Annotated in this window: 15 protein-coding genes; 9 read left to right on the top strand and 6 right to left on the bottom strand. The window is 73.5% G+C overall.

The window, feature by feature from the left end:
- Nucleotides 1–10 precede the first annotated feature (10 nt).
- A complete protein-coding gene (locus IE118_RS28640) occupies nt 11–1,279 on the bottom strand; it encodes an extracellular solute-binding protein (RefSeq protein ID WP_444545599.1) in 1,269 nt (422 codons plus the stop codon).
- A gap of 119 nt (nt 1,280–1,398) precedes the next feature.
- On the opposite strand from IE118_RS28640, the gene IE118_RS28645 reads away from it, so the two are divergent.
- From IE118_RS28645 to IE118_RS28655, 3 genes are all read left to right on the top strand, one after another.
- Nucleotides 1,399–2,391, top strand: coding sequence for an ROK family protein (locus IE118_RS28645; RefSeq protein ID WP_189560984.1), 993 nt, complete (start codon nt 1,399–1,401; stop codon nt 2,389–2,391).
- Nucleotides 2,391–3,536 (top strand): N-acetylglucosamine-6-phosphate deacetylase, encoded by a 1,146-nt coding sequence (gene nagA / locus IE118_RS28650; RefSeq protein WP_189560985.1) that lies wholly within the window; start codon nt 2,391–2,393, stop codon nt 3,534–3,536. The genes IE118_RS28645 and nagA overlap by 1 nt, the downstream gene beginning before the upstream one ends.
- Before the next feature lie 119 nt (nt 3,537–3,655).
- Nucleotides 3,656–4,585: a 1-phosphofructokinase family hexose kinase gene (locus tag IE118_RS28655; protein ID WP_189561091.1), complete on the top strand. Its 930-nt coding sequence runs from the start codon at nt 3,656–3,658 to the stop codon at nt 4,583–4,585.
- On the opposite strand, the gene IE118_RS28660 is transcribed toward IE118_RS28655, so the two are convergent.
- Nucleotides 4,582–5,511 carry a carbohydrate-binding protein gene (locus tag IE118_RS28660; protein ID WP_189560986.1) on the bottom strand — a complete coding sequence of 310 codons (930 nt, stop codon included), beginning with the start codon at nt 5,509–5,511 and terminating at the stop codon, nt 4,582–4,584. The two genes, IE118_RS28655 and IE118_RS28660, sit on opposite strands and share 4 nt — an antisense overlap.
- Nucleotides 5,512–5,627: 116 nt before the next feature.
- Nucleotides 5,628–7,316 carry a diguanylate cyclase CdgB gene (gene cdgB / locus IE118_RS28665; protein WP_189560987.1) on the bottom strand — a complete coding sequence of 563 codons (1,689 nt, stop codon included), beginning with the start codon at nt 7,314–7,316 and terminating at the stop codon, nt 5,628–5,630.
- A 316-nt stretch (nt 7,317–7,632) separates the two neighbouring features.
- Between cdgB and IE118_RS28670 the strand changes: the two genes are divergently transcribed.
- Complete coding sequence (locus IE118_RS28670; RefSeq protein ID WP_189560988.1) at nt 7,633–8,217, top strand: flavin reductase family protein; 585 nt, start codon at nt 7,633–7,635, stop codon at nt 8,215–8,217.
- A 241-nt stretch (nt 8,218–8,458) separates the two neighbouring features.
- Here the strand turns inward: IE118_RS28670 and arfB are convergent, their stop codons facing one another.
- On the bottom strand, nt 8,459–8,896 hold the full coding sequence (arfB, locus tag IE118_RS28675; protein WP_189561092.1) for an alternative ribosome rescue aminoacyl-tRNA hydrolase ArfB: 438 nt from the start codon (nt 8,894–8,896) through the stop codon (nt 8,459–8,461).
- Between the two features lie 164 nt (nt 8,897–9,060).
- On the opposite strand from arfB, the gene IE118_RS28680 reads away from it, so the two are divergent.
- Nucleotides 9,061–9,636 carry a TerD family protein gene (locus IE118_RS28680; protein WP_048459028.1) on the top strand — a complete coding sequence of 192 codons (576 nt, stop codon included), beginning with the start codon at nt 9,061–9,063 and terminating at the stop codon, nt 9,634–9,636.
- An 85-nt stretch (nt 9,637–9,721) separates the two neighbouring features.
- On the opposite strand, the gene IE118_RS28685 is transcribed toward IE118_RS28680, so the two are convergent.
- Nucleotides 9,722–11,146, bottom strand: coding sequence for a M1 family metallopeptidase (locus tag IE118_RS28685; RefSeq protein WP_189560989.1), 1,425 nt, complete (start codon nt 11,144–11,146; stop codon nt 9,722–9,724).
- 50 nt (nt 11,147–11,196) lie between these two features.
- Between IE118_RS28685 and IE118_RS28690 the strand changes: the two genes are divergently transcribed.
- Nucleotides 11,197–11,697, top strand: coding sequence for a hypothetical protein (locus tag IE118_RS28690; RefSeq protein WP_189560990.1), 501 nt, complete (start codon nt 11,197–11,199; stop codon nt 11,695–11,697).
- Nucleotides 11,698–11,713: 16 nt separating this feature from the next.
- Here the strand turns inward: IE118_RS28690 and IE118_RS28695 are convergent, their stop codons facing one another.
- Nucleotides 11,714–12,391, bottom strand: coding sequence for a pentapeptide repeat-containing protein (locus IE118_RS28695; protein ID WP_189560991.1), 678 nt, complete (start codon nt 12,389–12,391; stop codon nt 11,714–11,716).
- A gap of 161 nt (nt 12,392–12,552) precedes the next feature.
- Here IE118_RS28695 and IE118_RS28700 point away from each other — a divergent pair, with 161 nt between their 5' ends.
- From IE118_RS28700 to IE118_RS28710, 3 genes are read left to right on the top strand one after another with little or no spacing between them, the layout of a single operon-like run.
- A complete protein-coding gene (locus IE118_RS28700; RefSeq protein ID WP_189560992.1) occupies nt 12,553–13,713 on the top strand; it encodes an NAD(P)-binding protein in 1,161 nt (386 codons plus the stop codon).
- Nucleotides 13,714–13,767: 54 nt separating this feature from the next.
- A complete protein-coding gene (locus tag IE118_RS28705) occupies nt 13,768–14,742 on the top strand; it encodes a zinc-binding dehydrogenase (protein ID WP_189560993.1) in 975 nt (324 codons plus the stop codon).
- 40 nt (nt 14,743–14,782) lie between these two features.
- On the top strand, nt 14,783–15,670 hold the full coding sequence (locus IE118_RS28710; protein ID WP_189560994.1) for an aminoglycoside phosphotransferase family protein: 888 nt from the start codon (nt 14,783–14,785) through the stop codon (nt 15,668–15,670).
- Nucleotides 15,671–15,692 lie beyond the last annotated feature (22 nt).

Raw genomic sequence — 15,692 nt, forward strand, 5'->3', positions numbered from 1 at the left:
GCCCCGCAGGCTACTCCGCGCTCTCCGCGCGCGAAGCCGCCGCCTGCAGGGTGCCCAGGACCCCCGCGGGGCTGCCGCCGGGCTCCACGGCCTTGCCGATCTGCTTCTTGACCGCCGCGTTGACCGACGCCCAGGAGGTGTTCCCGACCGGGTAGAGCTCGGAGGTCGGCAGCTGCTCCAGGAACGGCGCGAGGTCCTTGTCCTGCCCGCCGGCCGCCATCGCGCGGGACGCGGAGCCGGTGACCGGCAGCAGGTTGTAGTCGCGGGAGAACTTCAGGACGTTCTCCTCGCTGTAGACGAAGTCGAGGAAGTCGCCGACCTCGTCGCGGTGGCCGTTCTCGTTGAAGGCCATCATCCAGTCGGCGACACCGAGCGTGGAGCCGCTCGCGCCGTCGACGCCGGGCGTCGGCACCATGCCGTACTTCACGCCCTTCTTCCCGGCCGCCTCCATCAGCGAGGGGTGCCCGTTGAGCATGCCGACGTCACCGGCGGCGAACGCCTCGAACGCCTCGGCCCGGTCGAGCTTGCCGGGCTCGACGGGACCGGTGAGGCCCTTGCCGACCAGTTCGTCCCGCAGCCAGGTGAAGGTGGCGACGTTCTCCGTGGAGTCGATGCCGTAGCTGCCGCCGAGTTCGGTGTAGCCGCCACCGCCGCTGAGCATCCACTGCATGGTCTCCGCCTGCGCCTCCTCCGGTCCGAGCGGCAGCGCGTACGGGTACTTCACGCCTTCCGCGTCGAGCGCCTCGGCGTTCTCGGCGATGTCGTCCCAGGTGGTCGGCGGGGTGATACCGGCCTTGCCGAACAGGTCCTTGTTGTAGAACAGCACGCGCGTGGACGCGGCGAACGGCATGCCGTACTGCACGCTGTTGACCTGTCCCGCCTCGGCGAGCTGGGAGAGGAAGTCGGCCTGGACCGGTATGGAGAGCAGGTCGCCGGCCCGGTAGAGCTTGCCCTCGGCCGCGTAGTCGGCGTACGCGCCGATCTGCGCCATGTCCGGCGCCTCCCCGGCGTCCACCATTTCCTTGACCTCGCGGTCGACGTCGTTCCAGGAGTGGACGCTGACCTCGATCCTCACCCCGGGGTGGTCCGACTCGTACCGCTCGACCAGGTCGGCCCAGTACTTCTTGGAGCTGGTGTCCGCGCTGGTGCCGTAGTCGGCGGCGACGAGGGTCAGCGTCACGTCGGACGACCCGCCGCCGGCTCCGCACCCACCGAGGACCCCCGTCAGCCCCAGCGCGGACATCGCCGCGATCGTCCTCGTCCTGACCCGCCGCTGCACGTGCCCTGCCCCTGCCCCGGCGCTCCGCGCCGTCCCGAAACTTTTCGATAGTCGGAATAAGGTCTACACCACGTGAGTGGACTAGACCTCTTGTGGGTCCCCGGTCCACACTGTTTCCCGTGAAACATGTCATCGCCCTCGACGTGGGCGGCACCGGGATGAAGGCCGCCCTGATCGGGGCGGACGGCGAGCTGCTGCACCGGGCGCGCCGACCCACCGGCCGCGACCGCGGACCGGAGGCGGTCGTCGCGGGCATCCTCGACTTCGCGGCCGAACTGCGCGCCCACGGCATCGACCGGCACGGCGAGGCCGCGGTCGCCGCCGGCGTCGCCGTTCCCGGGATCGTCGACGAGGCGCGGGGCGTCGCCGTCCACGCGGTCAACCTCGGCTGGCGCGACGTCCCGCTGCGGGCGCTGCTCACCGAGCGGCTCGGCGGCATCCCCGTCGCCCTCGGCCACGACGTGCGCACCGGCGGCCTCGCCGAGGGCCGCATCGGAGCCGGCCGGGGCGCCGACCGCTTCCTCTTCGTGCCGCTGGGCACCGGGATCGCGGGCGCCATCGGCATCGACGGCCGGGTGGAGGCGGGCGCGCACGGTTTCGCGGGCGAGATCGGCCACATCGTCGTACGGCCCGGGGGCGCCCCCTGTCCGTGCGGGCAGCGCGGCTGTCTGGAGCGGTACGCGTCCGCGGCGGCGGTGAGTGAGGCGTGGGCGGCGGCCTGCGGCGACCCGGGCGCCGACGCGGCGGACTGCGCGAAGGCCGTCGAGTCCGGTGACGCGCGGGCCCGTCAGGTGTGGCAGGAGGCGGTGGACGCGCTCGCCGACGGGCTGGTCACCGCGCTCACCCTGCTGGACCCCCGGGCGCTGATCATCGGTGGCGGGCTCGCCGAGGCGGGGGAAACCTTGTTCACACCGCTGCGGGAGGCCGTCCGGCGGCGGGTCACCTTCCAGAAGCTGCCCACCCTGGTCCCCGCGACCCTGGGGGACACCGCCGGATGCCTGGGCGCGGGGCTGCTCGCCCGGGACCTGATCGACGGCACCACCGGTCCGACCGGTCCGACCGATCCCACTGACCCCACTGACCCCACTGACCCCTCGGAGGTAACCACCTGATGGCCCCCACCAAGGTTCTCGCCGGTGCCCGGGTGGTCCTGCCCACCGGGACCGTGGACGACGGCCGTGTGAGCGTCGACGGCACGCGGATCGCCGCCACGGCACCCGGGTCCGCCGAGACCCTCGACCTCTCCGGCCACTGGCTGGTCCCCGGCTTCGTCGACATCCACAACCACGGTGGCGGCGGTGCCTCCTTTGCGGGCGGCACCGCCGAGGACGTCCTCCAGGGCGTGCGCACCCACCGCGCGCACGGCACCACCACGCTGGTCGCCTCCGCCGTCACCGGCGACCTGGACTTCCTCGCCCGGCACGCCGGGATGCTGGCGGAGCTGGCCCAGCAGGGCGACATCGCCGGCATCCACTTCGAGGGGCCGTTCATCTCCCCCTGCCGCAAGGGCGCGCACGACGAGCAGCTGCTGCGCGACCCCGACCCGGCCGAGGTGCGCAAGCTGATCGACGCGGCGCACGGGCAGGCGCGGATGATGACGCTGGCCACCGAGCTGCCCGGCGGCCTGGACTCCGTACGGCTGCTCGCCGAGCACGGGGTGATCGCGGCCGTCGGGCACACCGACGCCAGCTACGAGCAGACCCTCCAGGCCGTCGACGCGGGCGCGACGGTCGCCACGCACCTGTTCAACGCGATGCCCCCGCTCGGTCACCGTGCCCCGGGCCCGATCACCGCGCTGCTGGAGGACGAACGGGTCACCGTCGAGCTGATCAACGACGGCACGCACCTGCATCCGGCCACGCTCCGGCTGGCCTTCCACCACGCGGGCCGGGACCGGGTCGCGTTCATCACCGACGCGATGGACGCGGCCGGATTCGGCGACGGCCGCTACATGCTGGGCCCGATGGAGGTCGAGGTCGCGGACGGGGTGGCCCGGCTGGTGGAGGGCGGCTCGATCGCCGGCTCCACGCTCACCCTGGACCGTGCCTTCAAGCGGGCGGTGACGGTGGACGGGCTGCCCGTGGAGGACGTCGTCGCGGCGATCTCCGCCAACCCGGCGCGACTGCTCGGCCTGGACGACCGGATCGGTTCCCTGGAGCCCGGGAAGGACGCCGACCTGGTGGTTCTGGACGCCGGCTTCGACCTGGTGGGCGTGATGCGCCGGGGGGAATGGGTGGTCGATCCCCAACTGGACTGATCCGTCCCGCAGTCGTGACGCAGAGCGGTCGGCCCGAGGGCTGGGCCGACCGCCCTGCGTTTGGCATGATCGTGGCCCCGGGACACGTGGAAGCGCAGGCAAAAGGGGAGGTCGGCCAGGTGATCCTCACGGTCACGCTGAACACCGCTCTCGACATCACCTACCGCATACCGGCGTTGCGGGCGGGCTCCTCCCACCGGGTCTCCGAGGTGACGGAACGCCCCGGCGGCAAGGGCGTCAACGTGGCCCGGGTGCTCGCCGCCCTCGGCCACGAGGTGACGGTCACCGGCTTCGCGGGCGGCACCACCGGACGCGTCCTGCGCGACCTGCTCACCGAGGTGCCGCACCTGACGGACGCGCTCGTCCCGGTCACCGGCACCACGCGGCGCACCGTCGCCGTCGTCGACGGGCGTTCCGGCGACACCACCCAGCTCAACGAGCCCGGCCCCACCGTGAGTCACGCCGAGTGGTCGGCGTTCCAGGAGGTGTACGGGGACCTGCTGGCGTCGGCGTCGGCGGTGGCCCTGTGCGGCAGCCTGCCCCCGGGCGTCCCGGTGGGCGCGTACGCGGGCCTGATCCGCACCGCCCGCGCGGCCGGGGTCCCGACGCTCCTGGACACCAGCGGATCGGCGCTGCGCCGCGGAGTGGCCGGCCGCCCCGACATCCTCAAGCCCAACGCCGACGAGCTGGCCGAACTCACCGGCTCCCACGAGCCGTTGCGCGCCACCCTGGACGCCCGCCGCCGGGGCGCCGGCACGGTGGTCGCCTCACTGGGCGCGCAGGGTCTCCTCGCGGTCACCCCGGACTCGCGCTGGCACGCCGCCCCGCCGGCCCGCCTCCGCGGCAACCCCACCGGCGCGGGCGACTCGGCCGTCGCGGGCCTGCTGTCCGCCCTGGTCGAGCAGCAGCCGTGGCCGGCCGCCCTGTCCCGCGCGGTGGCCCTGTCGGCGGCGACGGTCCTCTCCCCCGCAGCGGGCGAGTTCGACCGCACCACCTACGAGAAGTTCCTCCCCACCGTCACGGTGACCAGGGAATCGAACGCGGCCTAGGCGTTCGGCTCGTCCTCGAGCCAGAACTGGTCGAGGTTCGCGTTGCACTTGTTGCCCTGGTTGCAGACGACCTCGATGGTGTTCGTACCGTCGGCCAGGTTGACGTTGGCCCAGGTGGTCTGCCAGCCCTTCTCGAAGTCGCCCTCGGGCGTCCCGCCGAAGTTCTTCATGTTCAGCGGGCGGGAGGCCGGCTTGCCGTTGACGATCAGGGTGGCGTCGGCGTCGGCGCCGGGGATGCCGTAGCGCGCGTAGAAGCGGTACGTGTCTTCCTTGATGCCGTTGACCGTCCAGGTGACCTTGGCACCCACCTGGTTGAAGCCCGTCACGTAGACGCCGCCGTCGGCCTTCGCGCCCTTGACGTCGGAGGCCGTCGCCGCTCCCCCGTCCAGGCGGAGTGCCTTCGCGTCGATGGTGGGGAGTTCGGCCTTCTCGTCGTCCGACCCGCCCTCGCTCGCCGTCGGGCTCGGCTTGCTCTCGTCCTGGGTCTGGGTCGGGCTCGCGTCGGCCTGGTCGCCGCCCTTGTCGTCGTCACCGCCGAGCATGGCGATGCCGATGCCGACGACGACCGCGGCGACCACGGCGATCGCGCCGATGAGGAGGCCCTTGGTGTTGGGTCCGCGGCCCCGGCCGCCACCGCCGTGCGACGGCTGGTGCGACTGGGTCGTGGTGGCGCCGCCCGGCAGGGTCTCCGGGGCGGCGTAGTGGGCGCTCGGCTGGCCGTAGGCGCCCTGCTGCTGCGGTGCCTGCGGAGCGGGCGCCGACTGGCCGTACTGCCGGGTTCCGACCGGCCGCACCCGGTTGACCGAGTTCGGGTAGCCGTAGCCCCCGGACGGCGGCTGGGCTCCGTTGGCCTGCCCGTCGGCGTAGAGGTAGCCGAACGGGTCGTCGTCCTCGGGCGTGCTCGCGCCGTTGTTGCCGGGCGTCATCCCTTGGTGCTCCTAGCTGCGGATCGGGTGCGGTTCGTGTGCGGAGAAGGCGAGCCTACCCGGTCCCCCTGAGCCAATCGGGTGACGTCGACCGCATCAACTCACTGACCTGCGCATCATCCCGCACGTCTGTGCTGTTTGGGACGAGATCGTTTCTCGACGTACATCCGTTCGTCAGCGGACTTCAGCACTTCGTCCGCCGTCATCCCGCAGTGCGCCCACCCGATGCCGAAGCTGGCGCCGACCCGCACGGCCCGCCCCTCGGCCCGGATGGGCTGGATGATCTCGTTGCGCAGCCGCACGGCGAGGTCCTGGGCGTCGGCCCGCCCGAGCCCGTCGGCGAGGATGACGAACTCGTCGCCGCCGAGCCGGGCGACGGTGTCGCCGTCCCGCACGCCGTTGCTGAGCCGGCGGGCGACCTCGATGAGCACCGCGTCCCCCGCGTTGTGCCCGAACCGGTCGTTGATCGACTTGAAGCCGTCGAGGTCGCAGAAGAGCACCGCGAGCCCCTTGGCGCCGTCGTCGAACTCGGCGGCGGGCGCGACGGTGTGCACGTGGCGGTCGAACCCGTCGTACCCCTCGGTGTCCGGCGGGAAGTCGAAGTCGTGCCCCCGGTCGAAGACGGGCGGCCCGTAGGCCGCGTCGTGGGAGTCGAACGACTCGTAGGGGTCCATGGAGTCGACGTCGGCCGGCAGCGCGCTCTGCGGCTGCTGCCGGCACAGCCGTGAGGCCAGGCGCGCCCGCAGTTCGGCGGAGTTGGGCAGTCCGGTGAGCGAGTCGTGCGAGGCGCGGTGGGCGAGCTGGAGCTCGCGGCGCTTGCGCTCCTCGATGTCCTCGACGTGGGTGAGCAGGAAGCGGGGGCCGTCGGCGGCGTCGGCGACGACGGAGTTGCGCAGCGAGACCCATACGTAGGTGCCGTCGCGGCGGCCGAGGCGCAGCTCGGCCCGCCCGCCCTCGGCGGAGGTCCGCAGCAGGGTGCCTATGTCCTCGGGGTGGACGAGGTCGGAGAAGGCGTAGCGGCGCATCGCGGAGGCGGGGCGGCCCAGCAGGCGGCACAGGGCGTCGTTGGTGCGCAGGATGCGGCCGTGCTGGTCGCCGCCCATCTCGGCGATGGCCATGCCGGAGGGCGCGTACTCGAAGGCCTGCCGGAAGCTCTCCTCGCTGGCCCTGAGCGCCTGCTGCTCGCGTTCCAGGCGGACCAGGGCGCGCTGCATGTTCGCACGTAGACGCGCGTTGCTGATCGCGATGGCGGCCTGGAAGGCGTACATCTGGAGGGCCTCGCGGCCCCAGGCGCCGGGCCGCCGGCCGTTGCGCGGGCGGTCCACGGAGAGCACGCCGACCAGTTCGCCGGAGGTGCCGCCGCCCTGCGGGCCGGGCGCGTACATGGGGGCGAAGAGCCGGTCGGAGGGGTGCCACTCGTCCTCGAAGCGGGGCGCGGGCCCGTCGGTGTACCACTGCGGGACGTCGTCGTCGTCGAGGACCCAGCCCTCGGTGTGGGGTATGAAGATCAGGTCGCCCCAGCGCTCGCCCATGTTCAGGCGGCGGTCCCAGGACTCGCGGGAGCCGGCCCGGCCGGTGATGAGGGCCTCGGCGGCGGAGTTCCCGGCCAGGGCGGCGACCACGAGATCACCGTCGGCACGGACGAGGTTGACGGCCGCCAGCTCGTACCCGAGGGCGCCCACCACACCGTCCGCGACCGTCTGCAACGTGTCCGCGAGGCTGCGTGCCGTGTTCATGTCGGCCATGGCCTGGTGCAGTTGCCGCAGCGACGCAAGACGGACGTAGGGTTCCGACTCGGTCTCCATCCGCGCCCTCCCCCCGAGACCTCGGAGCGAATCAAGGGTTCTCTTCGGCGTATCGTCGTACCAGCTTCCCCGCCACTGAATCACAGCGCGCTGCCCACTCGGTACACAGGGTCAACAATATCTGCCCCTTGTGACTCAAGTCACAGCTAAACGTGAACAATTGCGTGGTCTTTCCGCCGTTTCCCCGCGCCTTTGCCGAACACGGTTTTTGCGGCGGTTGGGCGGGACCCGTACCCGGCTCGGGCGCTGGTCCTAGGTCCCGGTTCGGGCCGGGGTCCGATGCTGTGCCCGTGAAGCGGAGATTAGCGTTCCCGGTGTGCTGAACACTCCTGCCGCCCCGCCCGCGATCACCGTTCCGCCCCCCGCCCGGCATGCTGAGGGGGTGAGCAACGACGAGTTCCGCGCCGCCATGTCCCGTCTGGCCGCCGGCGTGGTCCTGGTGACCGCGCAGGAACCGCCGCTGGACCCGGACGACCCGGACGCACCGGCCGGCGAGGACGTCGGCATGACCGCGACCGCCTTCCTGTCCGTCTCCCTGGACCCGCCGCTGGTGCTGGTCAGCCTGCGCGAGGGCTCCCGCATGGACGAGCTCCTCGAGGAGCAGCCGGTGTGGGCCGTCTCCGTCCTCTCCGAGAGCCAGCGGCACATCGCGGGCCGCTTCGCGATGAAGGGCCGCATCAGCGACCGCCTGCTGTTCGCGGACATCCCCTACCAGCGCGGCGAGTACAGCGACGCGCCCCTGGTGGGCGGCGCGCTGGCCACCCTGGAGTGCCGTACCGAGCAGCGGGTGGCGGCCGGGGACCACACCCTGGTGATCGGCCGCGTCATGACCGCGCGCGTACCCAGCGCGGAAGGCGGCCCCCTGACGTACTTCCGCGGCCGCTACCGCCAGTTGGGCTGACACCCCGCCCGATCACGGACGGGTGAACGCGCGCCCACCCGCGACGACCTCCGCGCACCGGACCTGCACTCCGCAGTTGCGCCGGCGGCGGGGCCGACCCACACCCCCGTCAAGGGCGCGGGGAACCGCGCGACCGGCCACAGCGAACCCGCGGAGACCCACCGGACTCACCGAGCGGTGACCCCGTGCCGGGCGAACCACGCGACCGGGGTCCGGGGCCACGCCCCGGGGACGGCGGGGGTCACCCCCAGTCCCGCGCGGAGCGCCCCCGCTTCGTCTCGGACCGCTGCTTCTTCTCCCGCAGCCGCCGTTCGTTGATCCCGCGCGGAATCCGTGTCGGCCGCCGCGGCCTCGGCGGCGGCGCACTCGCCTCGGCCAGCAGCGCCGCCAGCCGCACCGCCGCCGCCTCCCGGTTGCGCCACTGCGACCGGTGCTCCGACGCGCGCACCGTGACCACCCCGCCGTGCAGCCGCCCCGCCAGCCGCTCCAGCGCCCGCTGTTTCCACACCTCGGGCAGCGCCTCGGTCGCGGCGAGGTCGAAGCGCAGCTCGACCTGGGAGTCGCTGGTGTTGACGTGCTGCCCACCCGGCCCGGACGACCGCGAGAAACGCCACATGAGCTCGGCCTCGGGCAGGGAGACGGAGCCGCGGATGACATACGGACCGGACATGCCCCACAGGTTCCCGCGCCCGACCGGTCCACGTCACCCGAATATCCCGCCGACCCGCACGAAACCCGGGTAAAGAAAGTAAAGCGAGCTGGAACCTCGCGTACCCCTCTCCGCGTTCAGAGTGGTAGCTGTAGCTTCTAGCCGTACGTAAACGAGGGAAGGGACTCCCAACAATGGCTGTAAGCCTGTCCAAGGGTGGCAACGTCTCGCTCACCAAGGAGGCTCCGGGCCTGACCGCCGTCACCGTGGGCCTCGGCTGGGACGTCCGCACCACCACCGGCACGGACTTCGACCTCGACGCCTCGGCGATCGCGGTCAACACGCAGGGCAAGGTCTACTCGGACGCCCACTTCGTGTTCTTCAACAACAAGCAGACCCCGGACAACACCATCGTCCACACCGGTGACAACCGCACCGGCGAGGGCGAGGGCGACGACGAGGCGATCAACGTCAACCTGGCCGCCCTCCCGGCCGACATCGACAAGATCGTCTTCCCGGTCTCGATCTACGACGCCGAGAACCGCTCGCAGAACTTCGGCCAGGTCCGCAACGCCTACATCCGCATCGTCAACCAGGCCGGCGGGGCCGAGATCGCCCGCTACGACCTGTCGGAGGACGCCGCCACCGAGACCGCCATGGTCTTCGGCGAGCTGTACCGCAACGGCGCGGAGTGGAAGTTCCGCGCCGTCGGCCAGGGCTACGCCTCGGGTCTCGTGGGCATCGCCCAGGACTTCGGTGTGAACGTCTGACGCGTCCGGCGGACACCGCTTCCGTACCGGAGCCCCGCCTCCCGCTTCCCGCGGGAGGCGGGGCTCCGGCCGGTACGGACACCGGTCAGGGCCGCTCCGGCCGCCCCTCCCCGTACAGCCACTCCTCCCAGATCCCGTCGAAGTCCTCCTCCGTGGCGGACCTCTCCACGTACGCCGTGAAGGCGGCGGTGTCCGCGTTGCCGTGCCGGTGCTCGCGCGCCCAGCCCTTCAGCAGCGCGCCGAACGCCTCGTCGCCGACCCGCTGCCGCACCTTGTGCAGCACCATCGCGCCGCGCCAGTACACCGGCGTGGCGGAGATGCTCGCCGCGTCCGGCGGGTCGGCCGGCGGGAACGCCCACAGCGCCTCGTTGGTCCCCGCGTCCGGGAAGTACCCGCCGGCGTACAGGGCGTCGAAGGTCTGCTGCGCGCTGCCGCCGCCGTGGTCCTCCTGCCACAGCCACTGCGCGTAGGTCGCGAAGCCCTCGTTCAGCCACATGTCCCGCCAGGTCCGCGGGGAGACGGAGTTGCCGTACCACTGGTGGGCGATCTCGTGCACCAGCAGGGCCAGGTCGGGGGCGCCGGGGAAGACCGGGCGGTTCTGCGTCTCCAGGGCGTACCCGACGTCCTCGGGACGCTCGACGATCGCCCCGGCGGAGGAGAACGGGTACGGCCCGAAGGTCCGCTCCGCCCAGTCCACCACCTCGGGCAGCCGGTCCAGGACCGCGCGGCTCGCGTCCGCCTGTTCCGGGTCGACGGCCGTGTACACGGGCAGCCCGCTCCCGGTCGTGGTCCGCCCGATCCCGTACCGGCCGATGGCGACGGTGGCGAGGTAGCTCGCCATCGGCTCGGTGGTGCGCCACCGGTAGGTCGTCCGGCCGTCCTTCGTCTCCTCACCGGCCGGCTCCCCGTTGGACACCGCCCGCAGCCCCTTCGGCACGGTCACCGCGATGCCGTACGTCGCCTTGTCGGAGGGGTGGTGGTTGCCCGGGAACCACGCCATCGAACCCACCGGCTGTCCCAGGGCCAGCGCCCCGTCGGCGGTACGCAGCCAGCCCTCCTGGGAACCGTCCGGGTCGGTCACCGTCCGCGGGGCGCCGGAGTAGCGGACGACGACCCGGAAGCGCGCGTCCCGGTCGAGGGCCTCGCGCGGCCGGACGACCAGCTCCTGGCCGTCCCGGCTCCACCGGGCGTCCGCCCCGCCGACGGTGACGGTCCCGACGTCGAGCCCTTCGAGGTCGAGGTGGAACGCGGTGAGGTCCCGCGTCGCGCGGGCGGTGATCGTCGCGGCCCCGGTGAGGCGGTGGGCGCGCGGCTCGTAGGAGAGGTCGAGGGCGTAGTGGAGGACGTCGTAGCCCCCGTTGCCGGACCGCGGGAAGTACGGGTCGCCCGCCCCCGGGCCGCCCGGCCCGCCGGAGCCGCTCCCCGCACCGCTTCCGCACGCCGCCAGCGACGCCGCGAGCAGCGCGGCGGCGACACCGCGGGGGCCGGAGCGGGGGCGGGAGGAGCGCACTCCCGGATCCTATGGGGGCCGGTGCGCCGGACCGTGACACCATCACCCACGTGCTCGACATCGGTTACGCCCTCTCCCACCGCTTCCCCGACCCCCCGCAGACCGACTACCGCCGCGCGGACGTCCACGCCCTGCGCCACGACCTGTTCTGCGGCGACGTCTACCTCGCCGACACCGAGACGGACCGTGAGCTGTCCACGGCGTGGGGATGGGTGCCGGTGCTCGACTTCGCGTGGGCGCTGTGCGACATCGTGGAGGCCGTCGACCGGGACCCGGCCGGTTCCCGCGCCTCCCGCCCCCAGTACGCGGAGCTGGACTTCACCGAGTCCACCGACCGTCTCCTCTTCGAGCGCCGTTTCGGCTGGGTGGACATCGAGGCGGAATGGCTGCCCGCCTCCGAGCCCCCGCTGACCTTCTCCCACTCCGCCCTGCGCCGCGAGGCCCGCGACTTCCTGCACGACCTCGTCGCCGACCTCACCGATCTCCACGACGACCTCGCCGAGAACCCGGCCATCTGGACCCTCCAGGCCCGCTATCCCCGCCTGAAGTGACCCGGGCCCCGGCCCCTCACCCCTCCACCCCGATCCCCAGCTCCGCCGCCAGCACCGGCGCCAGGTCCAGCAGCTGGGCGGTGCTGACCACCGCCCCGGACAGCCGGTCCACCCCCCTCGCGATCTCCAGCGCCGCGGCGCCCCGCAGATCCACGTCCTTCAGGGTGGCACCCGAGAGGTCGGCGCCCTTCAGCGCGCAGTCCACGAACTCCACGCGCTCCAGCCGCGCTCCGCCGAAGTCCGGTTCGACCAGGACGCACCCCTCGAAGACCACGTCCTTCAGCCGCGCACCCCGCAGGTTCAGGAAGTCGATCTTCCCGCCGCGGACCAGCACCCGCTCCAGCACCGCCCCGTGCAGCTGCGTCCCGCCGAGCCGCGCGTCCGTCAGCTCGACGTCCCGCAGCGTGGCCTCCGCGAGATCGGTGCCCACCCCCCGGACCCCGGCCAGCACCGAGTCCAGCAGCCGCGCCCGCGACAACCGCGTCCCGTCCAGCGCGCACCCCCGCAGCGCGCAGTCCAGGAAACGCGCCCCTCCGCCGTCCTGCCCGGTGAGGTCCTCCTCCCGGAACTCCAGGCCGTCGTAGTCCCCGTCCGGCTCCAGCCGGCCCCCCTCGAACCGCTCGGGCGCCGGCAACCGCAGCTCCGGACGCCGCGCCGCCTTCACTCCGGGACCGCCCGCCGCTCGCCTCACCATGCGCCCATGCTGCACCCCACCACTGACAAACGCCCCGACCTGCGACAACGCCACGCATGTCACATCCAGGCGCCCTCGTTCCGTCTCCATGGCACAGCCGGAAGGCGATCCGAGCAGGTCCGAGCACGTCCGAGCACGTCCGAGCAAGGGAGACCCCAGCCATGCACCGCATCACCGTCGTCGGCGGCGGCTTCGCCGGACTCACCGCGGCCATCTCCGCCGCGGAGGCGGGCGCCAAGGTCACCGTCCACGAAGCCCACCACACCCTCGGCGGCCGCGCCCGTACCGCCGAAGGCCCCTACCGCACCAACGAGGGGCCCCACGCCCTCTACAACGGCGGCCCCCACTGGAGCTGGCTCCGCAGGCGCGGCCTCATCGGCCCGCTCGCCCCCGTCCCGGCCCCGGACATGGCCCGCTTCCGCCTCCGCCACCGGGGCACCCTGCGCCGCACCCCGCCGCTCGCCCTGCTCAGGCTGCTCCGCCGATCCACCGACCGGGCCCCCGTCGACACCGACTTCCACAGCTGGGCCGCCGGCATCGCCGGCGAGGACGGCGCGCGGGCCGCCGCCCACTACGCGGCGGTGGCGCTCTTCCACCACGACCCCGGCTCGCTGTCCGCCGCCTTCGTGCAGGAGCGCCTGCGCCGCGCCACCCGGCTCCCCCCGGAGGCCCACTACCCGCGCGGCGGCTGGGGCGGTCTCATCGACCGCATGGCCGCCCACGCATGGAACCTCGGCGTCCGCATGGAGACCCTCTCCCGCGTCGACACCCTGCCCACCGACACCCCGGTCGTCGTCGCCACCTCGCTGGCCTCCGCCCGCCGCCTCCTCGGCGACCCCTCACTGACCTGGCCCAGCGGCCGCACCGTCCTGGTCGACCTCGCCCTGCGCACCCGGCGCGGCGACGCCTTCGTCGTGTCCGACCTGGACGCGCCCGGCTGGCTGGAACGCTTCACCGCCCAGGACCGCACCCTCGCCCCCGCCGGCGAACAGCTCGTCCAGGGCCAGATCCCCATCGCCCCGCACGAGTCCGGGGCGGACGGCACCGCCCGCGCGGAGGAACTCCTCGACCTGGCCTTCCCCGGCTGGCGGGAGCGGGTGACCTGGCGGCGCCAGGCGATCGCGAACGGCCGCACCGGCGCCGTCGACCCGCCCGGCACCAGCTGGCGCGACCGGCCCGCCGTCGACCGCGGTGACGGCGTCCTCCTCGCCGGCGACCAGGTCGCCGCACCCGGCGTGCTCAGCGAGGTGTCCTTCAACAGCGCCCTGACGGCCGTCTCCCTCGCCCTCGGCCGGAACCCCCTTGACCTCAAGCACGCTTGAGGCCGCACCGTGGGGTCCGCAACGGCGCACGAACCGACCCCTGGGGGGCACCGCATGCACGCCATCCGACTGCACGCCTTCGGCCCGGCCGAGAACCTCACCCACGAGGAGGTGGAGGACCCCCGGCCGGGACCGGGCCAGGTGCGCGTCACCGTCCGCGCGGCCGGCGTCCACCTCCTCGACACCGCCCTGCGGGAAGGCATGCGGGGCCCCGGCCCCGCCCCGGTCACCCTCCCCACCGTCCCCGGCCGCGAGATCGCCGGGGTGGTCGACGCGCTGGGCGAGGGCGCCCCCGCCGACCTGCTCGGCCGCCGCGTCGTCGCCCACCTCGGCTTCGCCCCCGGGGGCTACGCGGAACTCGCCGTCACCGACGCCGGCCGCCTCCACGAGATCCCGGACACCCTCGACTTCGCCGAAGCCGTCGCCATGATCGGCACCGGCCGCACGGCGATGGGGATCGTGCAGTTCGCCGAACCGGGCCCCGGGGACGTCGTCCTCGTCCCGGCCGCGGCCGGCGGCATCGGCACCCTCCTCGTGCAGTACGCCAAGAACGCCGGCGCCACCGTCATCGGCCTGGCCGGCGGCCCCGCGAAGACGGCGCGGGCGGCAGCGGCGGGCGCCGACCTCGCCGTCGACTACACGGACCCGGACTGGCCGGGACTCCTCGACGCCCACCGCGGCAAGGTCACCCTCGTCTACGACGGCGTCGGCGGGGACGTCGCCCGCACCGCGGTCGCCCTCCTCGCCCCCCACGGCCGGCACATCGTCTTCGGCTGGTCCTCCCAGGGCCTCACCAGTGAGCGCCCGTACCTCGTCGAAGGGCTCTCCACCAACGTCCTCGGCCCCGAGATGATGCGCAGGGCCGGCGGCGCCGACCCGGTGCGCACCCTCGAACTCCGCGCCCTCGCCCAGGCCGCCGACGGCCGGCTCACCCCCGCCGTCCACCGCTTCCCCCTCTCCGAGGCCGCCGCCGCCCACCGCGCCCTGGAGGGCCGGCGCACCACCGGCAAGGTCGTCCTGGAACCGTGAAAGGGCGCCCCCGCGACGTGCGGCCGGGTACGGTGCCGACGTGATCGACGTCCCCCCGGAACTCGCCGCCGCCCAGGAGAAGTACAACAAGGAAGCAGGCCGCGCCTTCGTCGCCGCCCTCCCCGGCCTCGCCGCCGCCTTCCTGGACCGCTGGGACCTGCGCGTCACCGGGGCGCCCATGCACGGCGTGAGCGCCCTGGTCCTGCCCGTCGACCGCGCCGACGGCTCACCGGCCGTACTGAAGCTCCAGATCCGCGACCATGAGAGCGAGGGCGAACCGACCGCCCTGCGCCTGTGGAACGGCGACGGAGCCGTCCGCCTCCTCGACCACGACGAACCCACCGGCACCATGCTCCTGGAGCGCCTCGACTCCGCCCGCATGCTCGCCCACCAGCCGGACGTCCACGAGGGCGTGCTGGTCGTCGCCCGCCTCCTCGCCCGCCTCCACGCCACTCCGGCCCCGCCCGGCATGCGCCACCTCCGCGACATCGCGCCGGCCATGCTCGACCGGACCCCCGCCGCCCTGGCCCGCATCCCCGACCCGGCCGCCCGCCGCCTCGTCGCCGACTGCGCCGCCGCCGTGCGCGAGGTCGCCGGCGAACCCGGCGACCGCCTGCTGCACTGGGACCTCCACGACGAGAACGTCCTCGCCGCCGACCGCGCCCCCTGGCTCGCCATCGACCCCAAACCCCTGGCGGGCGACCCGGGTTTCGACCTCTGGCCCGCCCTCGCCAACAACTTCGCCCCCGACGACGTCCTGTGGCGCTTCGACGCCATGACCGAGGTCCTCGCCCTGGACCGGGACCGTGCCCGCGCGTGGACGTACGGGCGGGTGCTGCAGAACTGCCTCTGGGAGACCGAGGAAGGCCGCCCCCTCGACGACCACGACCTGGAGATCGCCCGCCGCCTGCGCGCCCACGGGGCATGAGAAATCCCAGGCCGGACACGGT

The organism is Streptomyces pilosus, assembly GCF_014649835.1.
GTDB lineage: Bacteria > Actinomycetota > Actinomycetes > Streptomycetales > Streptomycetaceae > Streptomyces > Streptomyces pilosus.

Excerpts from the sequence above, each read along its gene's own strand:
- nagA (WP_189560985.1), top strand. The coding sequence starts at position 2,391 with ATGGCCCCCACCAAGGTTCTCGCCGGTGCCCGGGTGGTCCTGCCCACC.
- IE118_RS28660 (WP_189560986.1), bottom strand. The coding sequence starts at position 5,511 with ATGACGCCCGGCAACAACGGCGCGAGCACGCCCGAGGACGACGACCCG.
- cdgB (WP_189560987.1), bottom strand. The coding sequence starts at position 7,316 with ATGGAGACCGAGTCGGAACCCTACGTCCGTCTTGCGTCGCTGCGGCAA.
- IE118_RS28680 (WP_048459028.1), top strand. The coding sequence starts at position 9,061 with ATGGCTGTAAGCCTGTCCAAGGGTGGCAACGTCTCGCTCACCAAGGAG.
- IE118_RS28695 (WP_189560991.1), bottom strand. The coding sequence starts at position 12,391 with ATGGTGAGGCGAGCGGCGGGCGGTCCCGGAGTGAAGGCGGCGCGGCGT.
- IE118_RS28700 (WP_189560992.1), top strand. The coding sequence starts at position 12,553 with ATGCACCGCATCACCGTCGTCGGCGGCGGCTTCGCCGGACTCACCGCG.
- IE118_RS28705 (WP_189560993.1), top strand. The coding sequence starts at position 13,768 with ATGCACGCCATCCGACTGCACGCCTTCGGCCCGGCCGAGAACCTCACC.